Here is a 16,079-nt window from a genome sequence, read left to right on the forward strand (position 1 = left end):
GCAAATTACAGACACAGTCTGGGAAGTCTGGTTCAGTTTCTTAAAGCTTGGTTTACTAGATGAAACCAAAGGAAAAGTGTTACCTATGTCCCCGGTCTAAAGTGTAACCTATGTCCCAGTTTGCACACAGAGGGAGAGGTTCGTCACCCCTTCCCCTTTTCCCGTCTCCCCCTTTCTTAAAGGGGGTTTTTATCTATTATCCCCGCCCCTTCACCGTAACCGGTATCCCGGACACCATCAAATATACCTCGTCCACCCGCCCCGCCAGCATCTGGTTGGCCCGGCCCAGCAGGTCCCGGTATAAACGGCTCACCCTGTCCCCCGGTATAATGCCCAGCCCCACCTCGTTAGTGACGATGATGAAGTCCGCGTCCGTGCTGCTGATGCAGTCGCACAGCTCATCGATTTCCGCCGCCACCGCTCTTTCCACCTTTTCAGCCTCCGGCTCTTCCCCGAAGCGACCGAACACGTTGCTGACCAGCAGGGTAACGCAGTCGATGATTACCGTCTTGGCCCCGCCGAGATTTTTAGTAATATTTTTACCGACATGCCCCGTGACTTCCAGCGTTCGCCACTCTTCAGGGCGGGACTGCCGGTGCGCCTTGATGCGCCTTTCCATTTCGTCATCCCCGGCCTCGGCCGTCGCCACGAACAATACCTCGCCGCCCGCCTTCTGCGCCATTTCCTGCGCCAGCCGGCTCTTCCCGCTCCGTGCCCCCCCGGTAAGCAGTATACTGGTCAAATCCCTGCCTCCACTTTTATAAATCCCTTATTCCCTTCAAATTTTCTTCTCCCTCTCAGTCAACGGAGAGGGAGACACAGAGGGAGAGGTTCGTAATTCCTTCCCTCTCCCTGCCAGCGGAGAGGGGGACAAATAAGAGGGAGAGGGGTTAGGTCCCTTGCCTGTCCGCCGGAGCTTTAGCGCAGGCGGGGAGACACAGAGAGAGAGGTCATTTTATTCGCCCCGTCATTCCCGCTCATCCTGAGCCTGTCGAAGGAGAAAGCGGGAATCCAGCATCCCATCCTCTCAACTACTAACTACAAATTACAAACTGCCACTCAATCCTCTCCCTTTCTCCTCCGTGAATCGGGACGACGTAGCAATCTCACTGCCTTTTCCCCTTGTCACTTCCTTGACACTTGTTACTTGCTACTTGTTACCTGTTACCCCTCCCCGTTTCTGTCCCCGCCTTATCCCCCCGCTCACCCTGAGCTTGTCGAAGGGCCTAGCGTAATCAACCCTCTCCCCTAATCTCTAATCTCTAACCCATCCCCGGCGCGTTCGTAAATATAATAATGGCCGCCAGCAGCGCCGCCAGCTCGGACACCTCGTTAATCGCCCCGTAGCTATCCCCCGTCAGCCCGGCAAACTTGCGCTTTAAATAAAACGCCAGCCCCGTCGCCGTCAGCCAGACCCCGGCCATAATGAGAAATCCGGTCACCTGGAACAGGGGATAAAAGGCGGCGGCTAAACCAGCCGTGAAAATGGTGGCTGCTAAGAATTGCGGCCAGCGGGTAGCGCTTTTGTACGCCGACCCCAGCCCCTCCGGCCGCGCGTACCGGAACGCGTAAATAGAGTAGACCATCGCCCAGCGGCTGGCCGCCGGCATGAACAGCAGTACCGCCGTCATCTTTTCCGCGGGGATATTGCTCAGCAGGACGTATTTTACCAGCAATACCAGCGCCACCCCCACCACCCCGAACGCCCCGGACCGGCTGTCCCGCATGATTCTCCAGCGCTCCTCCACCGGCTTGTGCCCCGCCATGCCGTCGCAGGTGTCCGCCAGCCCGTCCAGGTGTATCGCCCCGGTTAAAATCACCAGCGCCGCTATCAGCAAAGCGTTGACCGCGCTGGCCGGCAAAAACAGGTTGAATACCCGGTTCAGCCCCGCCAGTATCCCCCCGATTATCAGCCCCACCAAAGGAAAGAAAACGGTGGCCCGCCCCAGCTGCGCCGGGCTCAGCTCGCGCTTTAGGGGTACGGGTATGCCGGTTAAAAGCTGTAGCGCCGCCAGAAAACTGTACGTATTTTTCCCTCCCGACTCCTGATTACCAACTACCAACTACTCATCACCCTTCTCCCTCTCTGCCAGCGGAGAGGGAGATACAGAGGGAGAGGTTCGTTATCCTTCTCCTTCTGATACCCCCGCCTCCGCGAAGGTCGCCATCTCGTTGAGCGTCCTCACCCCCGCCTCGGCCAGCATCATGCCCAGCGCCGCGCCGGTGCCCTCCCCCAGCCGCATCTCCAGGCTCAGCAGCGGTCTCAGTTCCAGGTAGTCGAGCATCGCCGCATGCCCGGCCTCCGCTGACACGTGCGCCGCTATCAGGTAGTCCTTGACCCGCGGCGCCAGCTTCACCGCTATCAGCGCCGCCGCCCCGGAAATGAATCCGTCGATAATTACCGGCACGCGGTTGGCGGCCGCCCCCAGTATCACCCCTGTCAGCCCCCCTATTTCAAATCCACCCACCGCCGCCAGCACTTTAAGGGGTCGGGATGGGTCGGGCTTGTTGGCCGCTACGGCGCGCCTTATGGCGTCTATCTTGTGCGCCAGCTGCTCGTCGGAAAGGCCGGTGCCCCGCCCCGTTACCTCCGCCGCCGTTTTGCCGGTCAGGGCCGCGAAGACGGCGCTGCTGGCCGTGGTGTTGCCGATGCCCATGTCCCCCGTGCCCACGATGTCCAGCCCCTTTTTAGCTTCGCTTTCGACTATTTCGATGCCGGCGGTCACGGCCTGGATTGCCTGCGCTTCCGTCATGGCCGGGCCGAGGCACATGTTCTTCGTGCCGTAGCCCACTTTCTTGACGATGAGGTTTTTATCCGGTTTGAGGTCGGACGCCACCCCCATGTCCACGAAGATGATGCGCGCTCCCGCCTGTCGCGCCAGCACGTTAATCCCCGCCCCGCCGTGTAAAAAGTTCTCCACCATCTGCGCGGTTACTTCCCGCGGCCAGTTGCCCACCTTTTCGTCCACCACCCCGTGGTCCCCCGCCATGGTAATCATGGCTTTGTCTTTAATCTGCGGCGTCGCTTTCCTCTGTATTCCCGCGATGCGTATGGAAAGCTCTTCCAGCCGGCCCAGGCTGCCGGCGGGCTTGGTCAATTGCTCCTGGCGTTCCCGGGCGGCCGCCATCGCCTTTTCATCCAGCGACCTTATACTCTCTATGGTTTTCGTGATTAAATCCATTAAACTCCTTGATTGTGAGTTTTCAGTTCACGGTTGACAGTTAACAGTGGGGGAAAAGGGGGTGGGAATACTGTCAACTAAAAACTGTAAACTGTTAACTTCTTATTATCCATATTAGGTTCATCTGACTCCTTGATTGTGAGTTTTCAGTTCACGGTTGACAGTTAACAGTGGGGGAAAAGGGGGCGGGTAAACTATCAACTATAAACTGTTAACTATTTACTACCCGTACCTCGTCGAAGCTATCGGGCACACCCTCATGCATTCGGAGCAGCCCCCGGCGGCCTCGGTGTAGGTACCGCAGGCGTACTTGTTCAGCCGGTAAGCCTCGCCGCTGGCGGGGCGTCCCAGCGCCTTGGAGGGGCACTTGCCCACGCAGATATTGCAGTAGCGGCACACGTGGTTTTTCAGGGGCGCGCCCGGCTCCAGGACGGCTTCCGTCAGGCATAGCGCCAGGCGTACCCGCGGCCCGTATTTTTCCGTTATCAGCAGGCTGCTCATCCCTATGCGCCCCAGCCCGGCGGCCTCGGCGGCGTGTTTGTAGGATATTACTCCCTGTAAAGTGCGCCGGTCGGTGGCCGGGCCCTTGCCGGTCAGCGGCAGCGCTTTAAACCCCGCCCCCCGCGATGCCCGGGCGATGTCATACACGGCTTTGGCCAGCCTTCCCCGCACGTGGTCCATGTGCTGGTGGAAAATATCGTTCAGGTTGGCGGCCCCGGCCGTCATCTCCGGCGATGTCAGGTTGAGGAACTCCGGCCATATTTCCATCCCCACCACGGCTATGGATTTTGCCGTCGGCAGCAAAGCCAGCGCCGCTTCTTTCAATATTTTGTCCTTCATTCCGTCCAGGCGGGCCGTGCCCGCTATGTCCACTTCCAGCTTCGCCAGTACTTGCTGCACTTCGTTATCTGTTTTCAGGGTCTGTTTCTTGGCAGGCATTTCCAACCCTCCCGGCCGCTTTTTTACTGTCATTATATACGTTTATCCCCCCGCCCTGAAACCCCGCCGTTGCGCGCCGCGTTGTTGCGGTTGGCGCGCAGCAGTACGGCGGGCAGGCCGTTGGCCGGGTGGGGGTAAACGCAGTTCTCCGCTCCGTACACCTGCTTGATATTGGCGTCCGTGATGACCTCCTCCGGCGTCCCCTGCGTGTGGATGCGCCCCCGGTGTATTAATATGAGCCGGTCGCAGTACTGCGCCGCCAGGTTGAGGTCGTGCAAAGCGGCCAGCACGGTGAGCGACTTCTCCCGGCAGAGGTTTTTCAGCAGGTCGAGCACTTCCCCCTGCCGCCCGATATCCAGGTTGGCGGTGGGCTCGTCGAGCAATATGGCGCTGGTCTGCTGCACCAGTACCCGGGCAATCAGCAGGCTCTGGATTTCGCCGCCGGAAAGCTCGTTGATGTAGCGGTTGGCCAGCTCGCCGGTGCCGGTGCGTTCCATGGCTTCCTGCACCAGCTCCCAGTCCTGGCGGCTTTCCGACTGAAACATTTTGAGGTGTGGGTTACGCCCCATCAGCACGATTTCAAAGGCGGTAAAGCTGCTGGGTAAAAGCGGTAGCTGCGGGACGACCCCCACCAGGCACGCCAGCTCCCGCCGCGGTATCACGGTGATGTCTTTCCCTCCCACCAGGATTTCCCCGGCGGTCGGCCGCAGCAATCGACTCAAAGCCCGGATAATGGTGGACTTCCCCGAGCCGTTCGGCCCGATAAGCCCCACCAGCTCCCCCGGCGACGCCTTGAAAGTGATGTCGCTCAATACCGGGTGCTTGCTGTATCCCAGCGCCACCCCGCGCATTTCCAGTTCAATCATCTAGTATCTCTTTTATTTATTCCCGTCATTCCTCTTCCCCGTTTCTGTCACCGCCTTATCCCCCCGCTCACCCTGAGTGAGCGACTTTGTCGCCATCCCGCACCGATTCGTACCTCATCCGGTGTCCCGCATGACCATAGGGAATCGGGACATGACGCAGGAATCGGGACTTGTCGAAGGGTCTCCCCGCCTTTCTCCCCCTGTCGCTTCCTTGACACTTGTTACTTGCTACTTGCTACTTGCTACTTGTTACTTGTTACCCTTCTCCCTCTCTGCCAGCGGAGAGGGAGATACAGAGGGAGAGGTTCGTTCCCCCGCCCCGTTTCTGTCCCCGCCTTATCCCCCCGCTCACCCTGAGCTTGTCGAAGGGTCTCCTCGCCTTTTTCCCCTGTCACTCGTTTAGAGTTTAGATATTAGTATTTAGAGTTTACTATTCCGCGTCACCATCCCCTTCCTTTTCTCCACTAACCCCTATATACTAAAAACTGTTAACTGTTTACTGTAAACTATAAACTGTTAACTGTAAACTCCCCCTTACTCCCATTTAACATAAATTAAAAAACAATTACCCGGTTTTTGAAGCTGATTTAACATAAACTAAAAAACAAATGATTAGCTACAAATTGTACGTAAGCCACCCAAAAAAAATTTAAAAAAACAAATACAATTCCTTCCCTTAAAATAAAGCCTTCTTGCGCCGCCGCAGGATGTACAAAAAGAAGGGCGCCCCGCAGATGGCCGTAATCACCCCTATGGGTATTTCCGCCGGCGCCAGCACCGTGCGGGAAAGCAGGTCCGCCAGTATCATGAATACCGCCCCCGTCAGCAGCGCCAGCGGCAGCAGGTATCTATGGTCTGCCCCCCACACCAGCCGCACCGCGTGCGGTATGATAATCCCCACGAACCCTATCGTCCCCACGAAGGAGACGCTGGCGGCGGTAATCAGGGTGGCCGCCGCCAGCAGCAGGAGCTTGTATCTCTCCACGTTCACGCCCAGCTGTTGCGCCTGCTCTTCGTCGAGCTGCATCACGTTGAGCATCCGGGAAAACAGCAGGATGATGGCTACCCCTACCGCGATGTAGGGCAGTACCGTGCCCACCTCCGACCACCGGCTCAGGCTGAAGCTGCCCATCAGCCAGAAGATGATGCCGTGCATTTTGCTGCCGCTGGAGATGATGAGGTAGGAGGAGATGGAGCTCAGCAGGGCGCTCAGTGCCACCCCGGAGAGTATCAGGGTGGTGACCGGCAGAGTGTTGCCTACCCGCGCCAGCAGGTAAACTATCAGCGTGGCCGTAATCGCCCCCGCGAAGGCCAGCACCGGCACCAGCCCGTAGCTGGTGATGTTCCAGGTGGCCGGGAGCAGGAAGCCGACGACCGCCCCCAGCGATGCCCCCTGCGCCACCCCGATTAGGTAGGGGTCGGCCAGGGGGTTGCGGAACAGCCCTTGATAGGTTGCTCCGGCTATCGCCAGGGCGGCGCCGACCAGCCCCGCGAGGATGATACGGGGCAGGCGTACGTCCAGGACGATGGTGGCGGTCGTGTCCGCCCAGGTCGGGGTTATATCCACGAAAGGCAGCTTGTCCGCCAGTATGCTGAAAGTCGTCCCCAGGGGAATCGGCACGCTGCCTATGCTCGTCGCAATCCCGATGATTAGTATCAGCGCGATGCACAGCCCCAGCAGGCTGAATATCCGCATCCGCCTTCCCTGTAGGTACTTCGGTATTTTTATTTCGCCGGTACTTATTGCCATTTTCTTCCTGTCATTCTCTTTGTCATTGCGGGGAGTCCCGATGAACTCCCTTTCTCCTCTGTGAATCGGGACGACACAGCAATCTCCCCCGTATCCCCCCGCTCACCCTGAGCTTGTCGAAGGGTCCAGCGTAGCCGTGCCCCGTATGACAATCGGGGGCTGGAATCCATCTTATGCCTTCCACCCAGCCCCCGCGTCATTCCCGGCCTGCCCGGGAATCCAGCATTCCTCTCCCTTGAGGGGAGAGACAAGATCCTGCCCCGTACTTGATACGGGGTGAGGGTGAAATCAAAGCCTTCCACCCTCATCCCATACTGTCACCTCTTATTTCACTTTGTCATTCCAGCGCAGGCTGGAATCCACCTTATGCCTTTCACCTTATTCCCCCTAATCCTACTGCATCTCCGGGTGTATCAGGCTGAAAAACACCTCCAGCGCGTCCACCAGCCGCGGCCCCGGCCGGCTCACTATATCCATGTTGGCGCTGTATATCTTACCGTTGACCCGGGCGTCCACATCGGCCAGCCGGTCGTCCGTCGCCACGAACTGGTACGTCTCGTCTGTGCCCGTTCCCATCCCCACCCCCGCGATGATGACCTGCGGGTTGGCGGCTATTACCGCCTCCAGGCTGATGTCTATGTACCCGCTCAGGTCACCCGCTATGTTCACCCCTCCCGCCATCTGTATCAACTCGTCATGGAAGGTGCCGGCGCCCACTGTCCAGATGGGGTCGTGCCAGATGATGTAGAAAACGCGCGGCTTCTGCTCGGCGGTAAGCTGGCTGGTCTTGGCGGTGATGGCGTCCATGCGCCGTTGCATGTCGGACACCAGGCTGGCGGCTTCCTGGTCCTGCCCGGTGATTTTCCCTATCAGGATAATGGAGTCCAGTACTTCCTGTACGGTTAGCGGATTGATGGCTACCACGGTGATGCCTAAGCTTTCCAGTTGCAGTGTTTCCGCCTCGTGCTCCTCGGAGGCCAGTACCAGGTCCGGCTCCTGGGCGATGATTGCCTCGATGTTCGGCGTATCGTAGGCGCCGATGTTCGGTTTGGTGGTGGCTTCCGGCGGATAGTCGCTATAATCGCACACCCCCACGATGCGGTCGCCCAGCCCCAGCGCGAAGAGTATTTCCGTCTGCGCCGGGGAAAGTGATATTATCCGCTGCGGATATTCGTCTATGGTTACCGTCCGTCCGTAGTCGTCGGTAATCGTTATGGGTTCGGGCGTAGGGCTCGGCGCAGGTGTCGCCGGCGTTGTGGTTAACTGCGCCGGTGTGGTCGCTGGCGCCGTCGTTGTCGGGGCGGCGGCGGTCGTTTTCTCCGTATTGCCGCAGGAGGCTATCGTTACGGTGAATATGGTGATTATAAGTAGTATTAACCCGACTTTTCTAAGCATGGCTGATTGTTAACTCCTTAAAAATAAAATCACCCCTCGCCTGCACCGGCCGGGGGGTGATATAAGACTCAACAAAAAGTCCTACCACTCCCCGCGGAGTGTAGGCGTTACAGAGGTTGGCGTTCTGGCTGATGACACTTCCCGGGAAGTGCCAATTACAGCGGCGCGGCCGCGTCGGATTTTCACCGACTTGCTATCCAGTTGGTCCCTTGCTCACGCTCGGGCACCTCTGTTGACCTATTCGATTGTTATTTTAATATACCGTATGTAAAAGAAAAAATCAAGACGCCGGACGGGATAAATTCCCCGGTGAAAATCATTAGGGATAGTAAGTGATGGGTAGGGAGGGACGGGTGTTATTTACGACTGTATTTCCTGATGGTAGCGCCTCAGCTTGGCCCTGACGCGGGCGATAAACAGCTTGGTGCCGAAGGGTTTGTGGATGAAGTCGTCCGCGCCGTGGTCGAACGCCTCTTTCAGCGCCGTCACTTCGTTATCGGACGTAAGAACGACGATAGGTACATTGGAGTGTTTCCGTATCCGGTCGAGGGCGCGCGCGGCGTTTTCACCGGGCCTTACCGTGTCCATGATGACCATGTCCGGTTCCAGTTGCCCCAATACGTGTACCGCCGCCTCACTGTCGTTAACTGACACGGTATCGAAGCCTTCCATATCCAGGGTGTGGTTGAGAAATCGTAGCATATTAAGGTCTTTATCCACTACCATGATACGGCGGCGCTCTTTTACTCTGGTGGTGGTGCTGCTGATATTCATCATTCCTTTTAACGGGTTCAGTTTTGTGAGCCCCGCGCCGTATTTATTTCCCAGATGGGGATGAGGATTAACTTACCCCGGGCGTCGGTAAAGCTTTCGATTACCTCGGTGCCGCAGGAGGGAACATCATTCATCTGGAACGGTATTTCCTGGAGCAGCCGCAGTCTTGCTGCCGGCGGGTTATCCGGGTGCGTTTGGCGGAACGTCTTCATATTATCTGCGTGGTGCCGGAAAGAGTTCATGTCCTTCCATACTAAGACCATAATATTCCTCCTGCCTGTTACTTTTAAGATATATAAACCGGCTAACAAAATAGTCATAAACAGGTCGCGGTATGTTACAAAATAGTCACAATATCGTTAATGGCCGGTTTCGAGGTAAAAAAGCGGCGTGATATTGTAGCCGGAGCTCCCGGCTGAGAGGCAATAGAAGCAGCCGGAGACGACCGCAACCCTGTAGCGCGCGCCGCCGGGCAGGGTGAAAGCGGCCGGGCTGTTTTGCAGGGTGAGGTATGTTTCCGTAATCTCCCCGTTGCCGGTTTGAGGAGCAGCCCGTTGCCCGTTATTATCCTCCACATATATCGCCACCCGCAGGGTGAGGTATCTTAAATAGTGAACAAGCTCATCCGTGTTGGTGATATAAAGGTTCAGGGTGATATCCGTTGTGCTTGCGGTGGCATCCGCGTAATAAAGGTCGCCGGGGGCTACGGAGCCTATCGCTTTGCTGTAAAAAACCGCCGCCGGCGCTGTGGTGGGGTCAGCGGCCGTTATCAGGACGGTCCGGTTGCCTTCATAATCGTTGGCCTGGCCGTAAGCCGCGGAGGTCAGCCGCGGTACCAGTAGTAATGCAATAATCAGGATGAAAATAAAGGTGGCGGTCTTGCGCATGTTCTTGCCCTTCACTCCGTGTCTTTTAAGTGTATCCAGGGCCGCTTACGATAATGTCACATAAACACTGCCAGCTTTCACAAAAAAGTCATAATTATCACAAATGGATATATTGGCGGGCAGCTATAAATAATTTGGGATGTTGAATGTGACTTTTGTTGATAAAAAGAAAGGTCTTCCGTTTTCAGGAAGACCTCACTGATTTATTTAAGGGTCTGGATAACCGGTCAGGATGATTTTGTCATGATATACCCGATGCCGGGACGCGTCAGGATATAGTCCGGACATTTGGCGTTATCTCCCAGCTTCTTGCGCAGCCGGGCTATGTTTACCTGGAGCAGGTGTGCCGCGCCCACGTATTCTTCTCCCCACACCTTTACTAAAAGCTGGTCCGGTGTCACCACGCGGCCGGCGTTTAGAGAGATATAGGAGAGCATTTTGTATTCCGTGGAGGTCAGCTCCAGTTCGTGGTCATTGACCATCACCCTCCTGGAGGCGAAATCTATTATCAGGTCTTTATAGTGAAAAGAAGCCTGCTGCGGCTTTTCCTGTATATCCACCCGCCGCAGTACGGCGCGTACCCTGGCGGCCAGTTCGCTGGCGGAAAAGGGCTTGGTCACGTAATCGTCCGCCCCTATATTCAGCCCCTCCACCTTCTCTTTATCGTCGCCGCGGGCGGTGACCATGATGATCGGCACCTGTGAAAACTCGCGGATGCGCTTGCACAGCGTGTAGCCGTCGATATCCGGCATCATGATGTCCAGTAAGACCAGGGCCGGCGACTCCTTTTCAAATACTTTCAGCGCGATATCCCCGCCGCTGGCGGTGATAACCTGGAAATCCTCCAGTTCCAGCATCCGCTTCATCATACGCAGCATGCGTATATCATCATCCACCACCAGAATCGTTGCTTTCTTCTTTGGCATTTCAGCACCTCCCTTTCCCGGGGAAAGGATTATTTTTCGTGCCTCACCAGGTTATTGTCCGTATTATTACCTAAAGCCTTGTCTTTTTCAACTCCGGGGTGGTGAGGGGTAGTGTAAACTGGAATTTGCTGCCCTTGCCCAGCGTGCTTTCTGCCCAGATACGGCCGCCGTGGGCTTCCACCAGCCGCTGGCAGATATATAGCCCCAGCCCGATGCCGTTGGCGCCGGGGTTCAGCCGCTGCTCTATTTTATACATCCGGTCGAAGATGACGGTCAGCTCACCGGGGGATATGCCCTGGCCCTGGTCGGTCACGCTGATAAGCAGCTCGTCGCCGGTTTTTTGGGCGGATACCAGGATTTCCGTCCGCGGCGTTGAGTACTTGGCGGCGTTATCGATAAGGTTGTCCAGCACCTGTCGGATACGCCTGGCGTCTATATTCACCGCCGGCAGGTGATTGTCCGTCTTTATGACGATACGGTTATGCCCTTCCAGCGCCGCCGCCGCATTAATGGCTTCCTTAATGAGGTCCGTAATATTTACCGGCGTCTTTTCCAGCATCAGCAGTCCGGCGTCCAGCCGCGAGGTATCCAGTAAATTGTCCACCAGCTTTCCCAGCTTGTCCGTGGAGTTGTCTATGGAGCGCAGGCATCCCTTGGTCTCCGCGGCTCCCAGCCGTTCCGCATAGTCCAGTATCATGGTGGTGTAGCCTTTTATCGCCGCCAGCGGCGTGCGCAGTTCATGCGAGACGGTAGCCAGCAGGGCGGTTTTCATCTTGTTGATTTCTTCGTATTCAAACACCTTTCTCTCCAGGTATTTGCGCTCGGTGATGTCCATCAGGTTGCCCAGAATCGCCCGTTTACCTTCGTAATGTATGGGGGATACGGTCTGCATTACCCACTTTACCTGGCCGGCCTTGTGGAGAATACGGAACTCGCAGGGATAGGGACTGCCGTGCTTGAGGCTGTACCTGGCGCTCGATTGCACTACATCGGTATCACCGGCAAAGACGAGGCTCAACATCTTCCTGCCGTAGAGTTCCGACTGGCTGTAGCCGGTGATGTGCTGGAACTGCGGGTTGGCGTAGCGGATTTTTTCATGTTGCATGATATAAATGCCCAGGGGCGAGCTGTGGGAGATGGATTGCAGCAGCTCCTGAGATTGCTTTTGCTCGGTGATGTCCATGATGACGGAGAGGACGCAGGGTTTCCCGCCGATGTTGATGATATCGGCGGAGATAAGGCCGTAGTGCATGGTGCCGGTCTTGGTACGCGTGGCCATTTCAATATTGCGGAGGGTGCCCCGTTTCTCCAGGTCGTGCAGCACCCAGTTGTTGCCTGTGGCGTCCAGCCAGCCGCGGTTGTCCACCGTGTCAAGCTTGAGCGCTTCTTCACGGGAGTAGCCGGTAAAGTGCACGAAACTGTCGTTTACTTCCAGCAGCCGGCCGTCTTCCAGCGTGGAGATGGCGATAATGGCCGGGCTGGACAGGAAGGCTTTGGAGAACTTTTCTTCGGATTCCTGCAAGGCGTCTTCCGCCTGGCGGTGCTCGGTGATGTTTCCCAGCCGCTCCGCCACGGCATTGAGCAGGAGCATCTCTTCCTTGGAAAACAGACCGTCGGTGGTGGGTAGTTTGGTATACCCTATCTCTACCACTCCAGCTTTAACGCCTTGTACCGTAACGACCGCAGAAATTTTAGGGGCGGTTGCCCGGTAGCGGCTGGTTTTGAACTCGTCCCCGTGGATGCGGATACGGGCGAAAGCGCTTTCCGGGTATTGCAGTGCCAGCGGCAGGATTTTCACAATCTCCGCCAGTCGTTCCTTGAGTGTTATATCCGGCATGCCGGTGATGCGGGTGATGTCATAGAGACAGCGGAGCTCCTTAAGGCGTTTTTCCAGGGTAAGCCGCACGTCCCCGCAAAGCGGCTTCTCCGGACCGTCGCCCGTCTTCTCCGGAATACGCTTGACCGGGCGGGCTTTCCGTGGTACCTGACCTATAGCAGCTTGAACAGATTTATTATGCAGTTTTTTCATTTCCCTTATGGTGACGCAAATGTAATCCGTGACCTGGCCTGGTGTCTATATAGCAGGTATTTACGGCTACAGCGTCAAGTGTCTAAAAGTAACCGGTACTATGCTTTTTGGCCATGCAGCATTCCCGTTAAATCTTCCTGTTCCATGCTTCTGGCCATCGCCTGCTCCCGCGTTATCATGCCGCGGTTAAAGAGCGCTGCCAGGGCGTGGTTCAGAGACTGCATGCCTTGCTCCTTGCTGGTTTGTATCGTGTTCATCATCTGGAAAGTCTTGCCCTCCCGGATGAGGTTCCTGATGGGGGGGGTGGCCAGCATGATTTCTACGGCCGCCACGCGCCCCGGCCCGTCCCGGCGGGGCAGCAGCAACTGGTAAAGTATGCCCTCCAGCACCAGGGACAATTGTACGCGTACTTGCTGCTGCTGGTAGGGCGGGAAAACGTCTATAAAACGGTCGATTGACTCCGGCGTGCCCGGTGTGTGGAGGGTGGTTAATACCAGGTGGCCGGTTTCCGCCGCCGTGAGCACCGCGGACATCGTCTCCAGGTCTCTCATCTCGTCCACCAGGATGACGTCCGGGTTCTGGCGCATGGCGTGCTTTAAAGCATTGGCGAAAGACCGTGTGTCCTTGCCGATTTCCCGCTGGGTAAAAATGCATTTGTTGTCCCGGTGAATGAATTCCACCGGGTCGCCGATGGCCACGATTTTACGTTTGACGGTCTGGTTGAGGTGGTTTATCATTGCGGCCAGAGTGGTGGACTTGCCGCAGCCGGTAGGCCCGGTCACAATCACCAGCCCGTTGTTTTTCATAGCCAGCTCTTTGCATATGGCCGGCAGCCCCAGCCCTTCGATAGTGGGCATGTCCGTCAGAATGGGACGGCAGGAAAGCCCGATTGTCCCGATTTGCCGGCAGATGTTGATGCGGAACCGCCCTATGTCTTTGGCCTCGTAGGCAAAGTCCGTCTCCAGTTCCCGGGCGAATTCTTCCCGTTCCGCTTCCGTGGTGATGTCAAAAAAGATGGCCGTCATCTCCTCCGGCGTGATAATGCCCATATCATCCTGAACGTTGAGTTCCCCGTTAATGCGCAGCGCCGGAGGGCTGCCTGTTTTCAGGTGCAGGTCAGAGGCGCCTCTCGCTACGGACATACCCAGCAGGTCGTTAATATTCATCCGGGTTTCTCCTTGATTGTTTACCACAATTCAGGGCTGTTATTTTTGTATATAAATTTCAAATGTAATTACTGTAATTACTGTTGTTTCATCCGGCGCGCCGGTCTCCACTACGTTTTCATCGAGTGAGGTAACGCGCACATCGGTGAAATGGTTCTGGCTTTCCAGCGCCGCCGCGTAAGCCAGGGCGGAGAAAACGCTGTCCGTTTCTCCTTTTATCGTGATATCTTCCGGCCGGATTTCTATCCAGGTGAAGGATATTTGCGGCGGCATGGCCCCGGTCACCAGCCTCAGGCCGGCGCCGTAATCCCCCCTGGCGTTGAGGATGGTCAGCTTAGCGTCCCTGACGGCGGCGGCGGCGGCGGTGATATCCGCGATGGTGCTCTCCGCATTGATAGTCTCTTCGTCGACCAGGGAGGCCAGGTTCAGCTCGCGCTGGACATTGCTGAACTCCGTTGCCAGTTTCAAATTATCCGTCTTGGCGTGCTGGCGGGCCTGATAAAGCGGATAGAGCAGTCCCACGGCGATAACCAGTGCCACGCTTAGCCAGATATAGCGGGAGGAAACGGGCTTGGCTTTGGGTTTGCGGTACTTGCCCGCCAGTAGATTAACGTTGATGTCCATAAAGTGTGACTGCTCGCTGCCGGGCAGGGTTTTTAGTGGTGCCCCTTTCAGTGCCAGCCCTATGGATGAGGCATAGGCGGCGGCGGGGAAATCATCCGGGGCCGCCACCGGGGGGATAAAGGGTTCAACGGGATATTCAATTTCTGCGTTAATCAAATCGCCGACCTGGCGTTCCTCGGCGAGGTCCCCGGTAATGATCAGGGGGGTGGCGGGGTTTATTTGCGCCTCCGGGTTATCGCTCTGGTAGAAAGCGGCGGTCTTGGTCAGCTCGTCTGACAGGCGTCGGATATTTTCCTCCAGTGTTGCCCCCTCCCCCCGCGGGCTGATGGTATGGATAACGGTGGGCAGGCCGCCGGTGATGAAAACGATGTCGAAACAGTCGGCGTCCAGATTGACGACGATTACATTGCTCCGCTGCACCGTCCGGGCCAGGGCTAGCGGCCGCAGGTCCATCATGTAGGGAGGCACGTTGGTGCTTTTCAGCGTCTCCACGGCGGCGTCAATAAAGTTGCGCGGTACACCCAGTATAAAATAAGATTGCTCCGTTTCTTTGCCGGGTATGGGCTGCCAGGAAAGGTACAGCTCTTCGAGCGGTAGTGAAATCTCTTTTTTCGCGGCGCGCAGGATGGACTCCTCGATTAGCGCCGGTTTCATCCGCGGCAGGCTGATAAAACGGTAGGTAAAGGACAGCCCGGCGATGCTGAACACCACTTTATCCCGCGGCAGTCCGGTGGACTTGAACAGGGTATTGACAGCCTCCCCCACCGCCTGGGGCTGGAGAATCAGCCCGTCGCGCACCAGTCCATCAGCCAGGTCAAGGCCGGCATACTTGTTTACCCGGTTCCCCTTGAGGGATAAAACTTTTATATTAGTGGAACTGATATTTAAGGCAACATACATTCAAATAATCACCCTTTCGCCGGGTCATTCGGCCGGAGGCGGCAGCGCGTAGACCGCCAATCTCACCGTTGCCGTTAGTGGTGTTGTAGCGTCCGCACCCGGTATGCTTTCCACGCCCAGGTACTCCAGCACCAGAGTATCCGGCGCGCCGGTTTCCAGTTGGTCCAGAAAAGACAGTAGCTGGCTGAAGGTGCCGGTCGCCTCCAGCTGGAAGCGTAATACGGCGTAATCGCGCCCGGCTATCTTTTCCATTACCCAGGCCGCCGCGTCCAGCGGTATTGCCTTTACCCCTGATTCCTCCGCCCGGCGCAGCGTTGTGGTCAGGATAGCCGTATCGTTGGTATCCGTATTGAAGGAGCTTTCCGCGTTTTGCAGGTCTTGCTGGGCGGCCGCCAGTTGCTGGGCGAGGTCGGCGGGCGGCAGGGGAATCAGCGCCAGTTCCTGTTTGGCCGCGGTAATTTGCCCGGTCAGCGATGTTTTCTGCCGGCGCTGATTGAGGTAGTCCGACCCCATGATGGCATAGACCGCCAGCAAGGCTAAGATTAATATCAGGACAAGCCATTTTCCGGTTTTCATAAATGCCTTTGCTATTTACTTTTTTTTATAAGGCGCTCGTAGAGTATCGCCAGTATCACCACATT

At 56.8% G+C, this 16,079-nt stretch carries 15 protein-coding genes and 1 riboswitch; all 15 genes read right to left on the bottom strand.

Annotated features, from left to right (window positions below; translation table 11 throughout):
• Positions 1–196: 196 nt before the first annotated feature.
• The gene (gene cobU, locus WC370_09005; GenBank protein MFA5309603.1) at positions 197–742 is read right to left on the bottom strand and encodes a bifunctional adenosylcobinamide kinase/adenosylcobinamide-phosphate guanylyltransferase; all 546 of its coding nucleotides are present in this window, start codon (positions 740–742) and stop codon (positions 197–199) included.
• Positions 743–1,262: 520 nt separating this feature from the next.
• Positions 1,263–2,063, bottom strand: coding sequence for an adenosylcobinamide-GDP ribazoletransferase (cobS, locus tag WC370_09010; protein MFA5309604.1), 801 nt, complete (start codon positions 2,061–2,063; stop codon positions 1,263–1,265).
• Positions 2,064–2,123: 60 nt separating this feature from the next.
• Positions 2,124–3,182, bottom strand: a complete 1,059-nt coding sequence (gene cobT, locus WC370_09015; protein MFA5309605.1) for a nicotinate-nucleotide--dimethylbenzimidazole phosphoribosyltransferase — start codon at positions 3,180–3,182, stop codon at positions 2,124–2,126.
• 222 nt (positions 3,183–3,404) lie between these two features.
• Positions 3,405–4,121, bottom strand: coding sequence for a hypothetical protein (locus WC370_09020; GenBank protein ID MFA5309606.1), 717 nt, complete (start codon positions 4,119–4,121; stop codon positions 3,405–3,407).
• Positions 4,122–4,153: 32 nt separating this feature from the next.
• Entirely contained in the window at positions 4,154–4,987 is an 834-nt protein-coding gene (locus WC370_09025) for an ABC transporter ATP-binding protein (protein MFA5309607.1), read from the bottom strand.
• A 676-nt stretch (positions 4,988–5,663) separates the two neighbouring features.
• Positions 5,664–6,737 (bottom strand): iron chelate uptake ABC transporter family permease subunit, encoded by a 1,074-nt coding sequence (locus WC370_09030; GenBank protein ID MFA5309608.1) that lies wholly within the window; start codon positions 6,735–6,737, stop codon positions 5,664–5,666.
• A 393-nt stretch (positions 6,738–7,130) separates the two neighbouring features.
• Complete coding sequence (locus WC370_09035) at positions 7,131–8,132, bottom strand: cobalamin-binding protein (GenBank protein MFA5309609.1); 1,002 nt, start codon at positions 8,130–8,132, stop codon at positions 7,131–7,133.
• Positions 8,133–8,228: 96 nt separating this feature from the next.
• Positions 8,229–8,378, bottom strand: a riboswitch (cobalamin riboswitch).
• 114 nt (positions 8,379–8,492) lie between these two features.
• Positions 8,493–8,909, bottom strand: a complete 417-nt coding sequence (locus tag WC370_09040; protein MFA5309610.1) for a response regulator — start codon at positions 8,907–8,909, stop codon at positions 8,493–8,495.
• Between the two features lie 14 nt (positions 8,910–8,923).
• Positions 8,924–9,169: a hypothetical protein gene (locus WC370_09045; protein ID MFA5309611.1), complete on the bottom strand. Its 246-nt coding sequence runs from the start codon at positions 9,167–9,169 to the stop codon at positions 8,924–8,926.
• 96 nt (positions 9,170–9,265) lie between these two features.
• Positions 9,266–9,808 carry a hypothetical protein gene (locus WC370_09050; GenBank protein MFA5309612.1) on the bottom strand — a complete coding sequence of 181 codons (543 nt, stop codon included), beginning with the start codon at positions 9,806–9,808 and terminating at the stop codon, positions 9,266–9,268.
• 212 nt (positions 9,809–10,020) lie between these two features.
• Positions 10,021–10,719, bottom strand: a complete 699-nt coding sequence (locus WC370_09055; protein ID MFA5309613.1) for a response regulator transcription factor — start codon at positions 10,717–10,719, stop codon at positions 10,021–10,023.
• A 70-nt stretch (positions 10,720–10,789) separates the two neighbouring features.
• Positions 10,790–12,748, bottom strand: a complete 1,959-nt coding sequence (locus tag WC370_09060) for a PAS domain S-box protein (protein MFA5309614.1) — start codon at positions 12,746–12,748, stop codon at positions 10,790–10,792.
• A gap of 98 nt (positions 12,749–12,846) precedes the next feature.
• Positions 12,847–13,914, bottom strand: a complete 1,068-nt coding sequence (locus WC370_09065) for a PilT/PilU family type 4a pilus ATPase (GenBank protein MFA5309615.1) — start codon at positions 13,912–13,914, stop codon at positions 12,847–12,849.
• Positions 13,915–13,953: 39 nt separating this feature from the next.
• A complete protein-coding gene (gene pilM, locus WC370_09070; GenBank protein MFA5309616.1) occupies positions 13,954–15,438 on the bottom strand; it encodes a pilus assembly protein PilM in 1,485 nt (494 codons plus the stop codon).
• A 24-nt stretch (positions 15,439–15,462) separates the two neighbouring features.
• On the bottom strand, positions 15,463–16,014 hold the full coding sequence (locus WC370_09075; GenBank protein ID MFA5309617.1) for a hypothetical protein: 552 nt from the start codon (positions 16,012–16,014) through the stop codon (positions 15,463–15,465).
• Between the last annotated feature and the right edge of the window lie 65 nt (positions 16,015–16,079).

The sequence above is a fragment of the Dehalococcoidales bacterium genome (assembly GCA_041652735.1).
Lineage (GTDB): Bacteria > Chloroflexota > Dehalococcoidia > Dehalococcoidales > RBG-16-60-22 > RBG-13-51-18.

Excerpts from the sequence above, each read along its gene's own strand:
- WC370_09030 (MFA5309608.1), bottom strand. The coding sequence starts at position 6,737 with ATGGCAATAAGTACCGGCGAAATAAAAATACCGAAGTACCTACAGGGA.
- WC370_09065 (MFA5309615.1), bottom strand. The coding sequence starts at position 13,914 with ATGAATATTAACGACCTGCTGGGTATGTCCGTAGCGAGAGGCGCCTCT.
- WC370_09040 (MFA5309610.1), bottom strand. The coding sequence starts at position 8,909 with ATGATGAATATCAGCAGCACCACCACCAGAGTAAAAGAGCGCCGCCGT.
- WC370_09055 (MFA5309613.1), bottom strand. The coding sequence starts at position 10,719 with ATGCCAAAGAAGAAAGCAACGATTCTGGTGGTGGATGATGATATACGC.
- WC370_09035 (MFA5309609.1), bottom strand. The coding sequence starts at position 8,132 with ATGCTTAGAAAAGTCGGGTTAATACTACTTATAATCACCATATTCACC.
- cobT (MFA5309605.1), bottom strand. The coding sequence starts at position 3,182 with ATGGATTTAATCACGAAAACCATAGAGAGTATAAGGTCGCTGGATGAA.
- pilM (MFA5309616.1), bottom strand. The coding sequence starts at position 15,438 with ATGTATGTTGCCTTAAATATCAGTTCCACTAATATAAAAGTTTTATCC.
- WC370_09025 (MFA5309607.1), bottom strand. The coding sequence starts at position 4,987 with ATGATTGAACTGGAAATGCGCGGGGTGGCGCTGGGATACAGCAAGCAC.
- WC370_09075 (MFA5309617.1), bottom strand. The coding sequence starts at position 16,014 with ATGAAAACCGGAAAATGGCTTGTCCTGATATTAATCTTAGCCTTGCTG.
- WC370_09020 (MFA5309606.1), bottom strand. The coding sequence starts at position 4,121 with ATGCCTGCCAAGAAACAGACCCTGAAAACAGATAACGAAGTGCAGCAA.
- WC370_09060 (MFA5309614.1), bottom strand. The coding sequence starts at position 12,748 with ATGAAAAAACTGCATAATAAATCTGTTCAAGCTGCTATAGGTCAGGTA.
- WC370_09045 (MFA5309611.1), bottom strand. The coding sequence starts at position 9,169 with ATGGTCTTAGTATGGAAGGACATGAACTCTTTCCGGCACCACGCAGAT.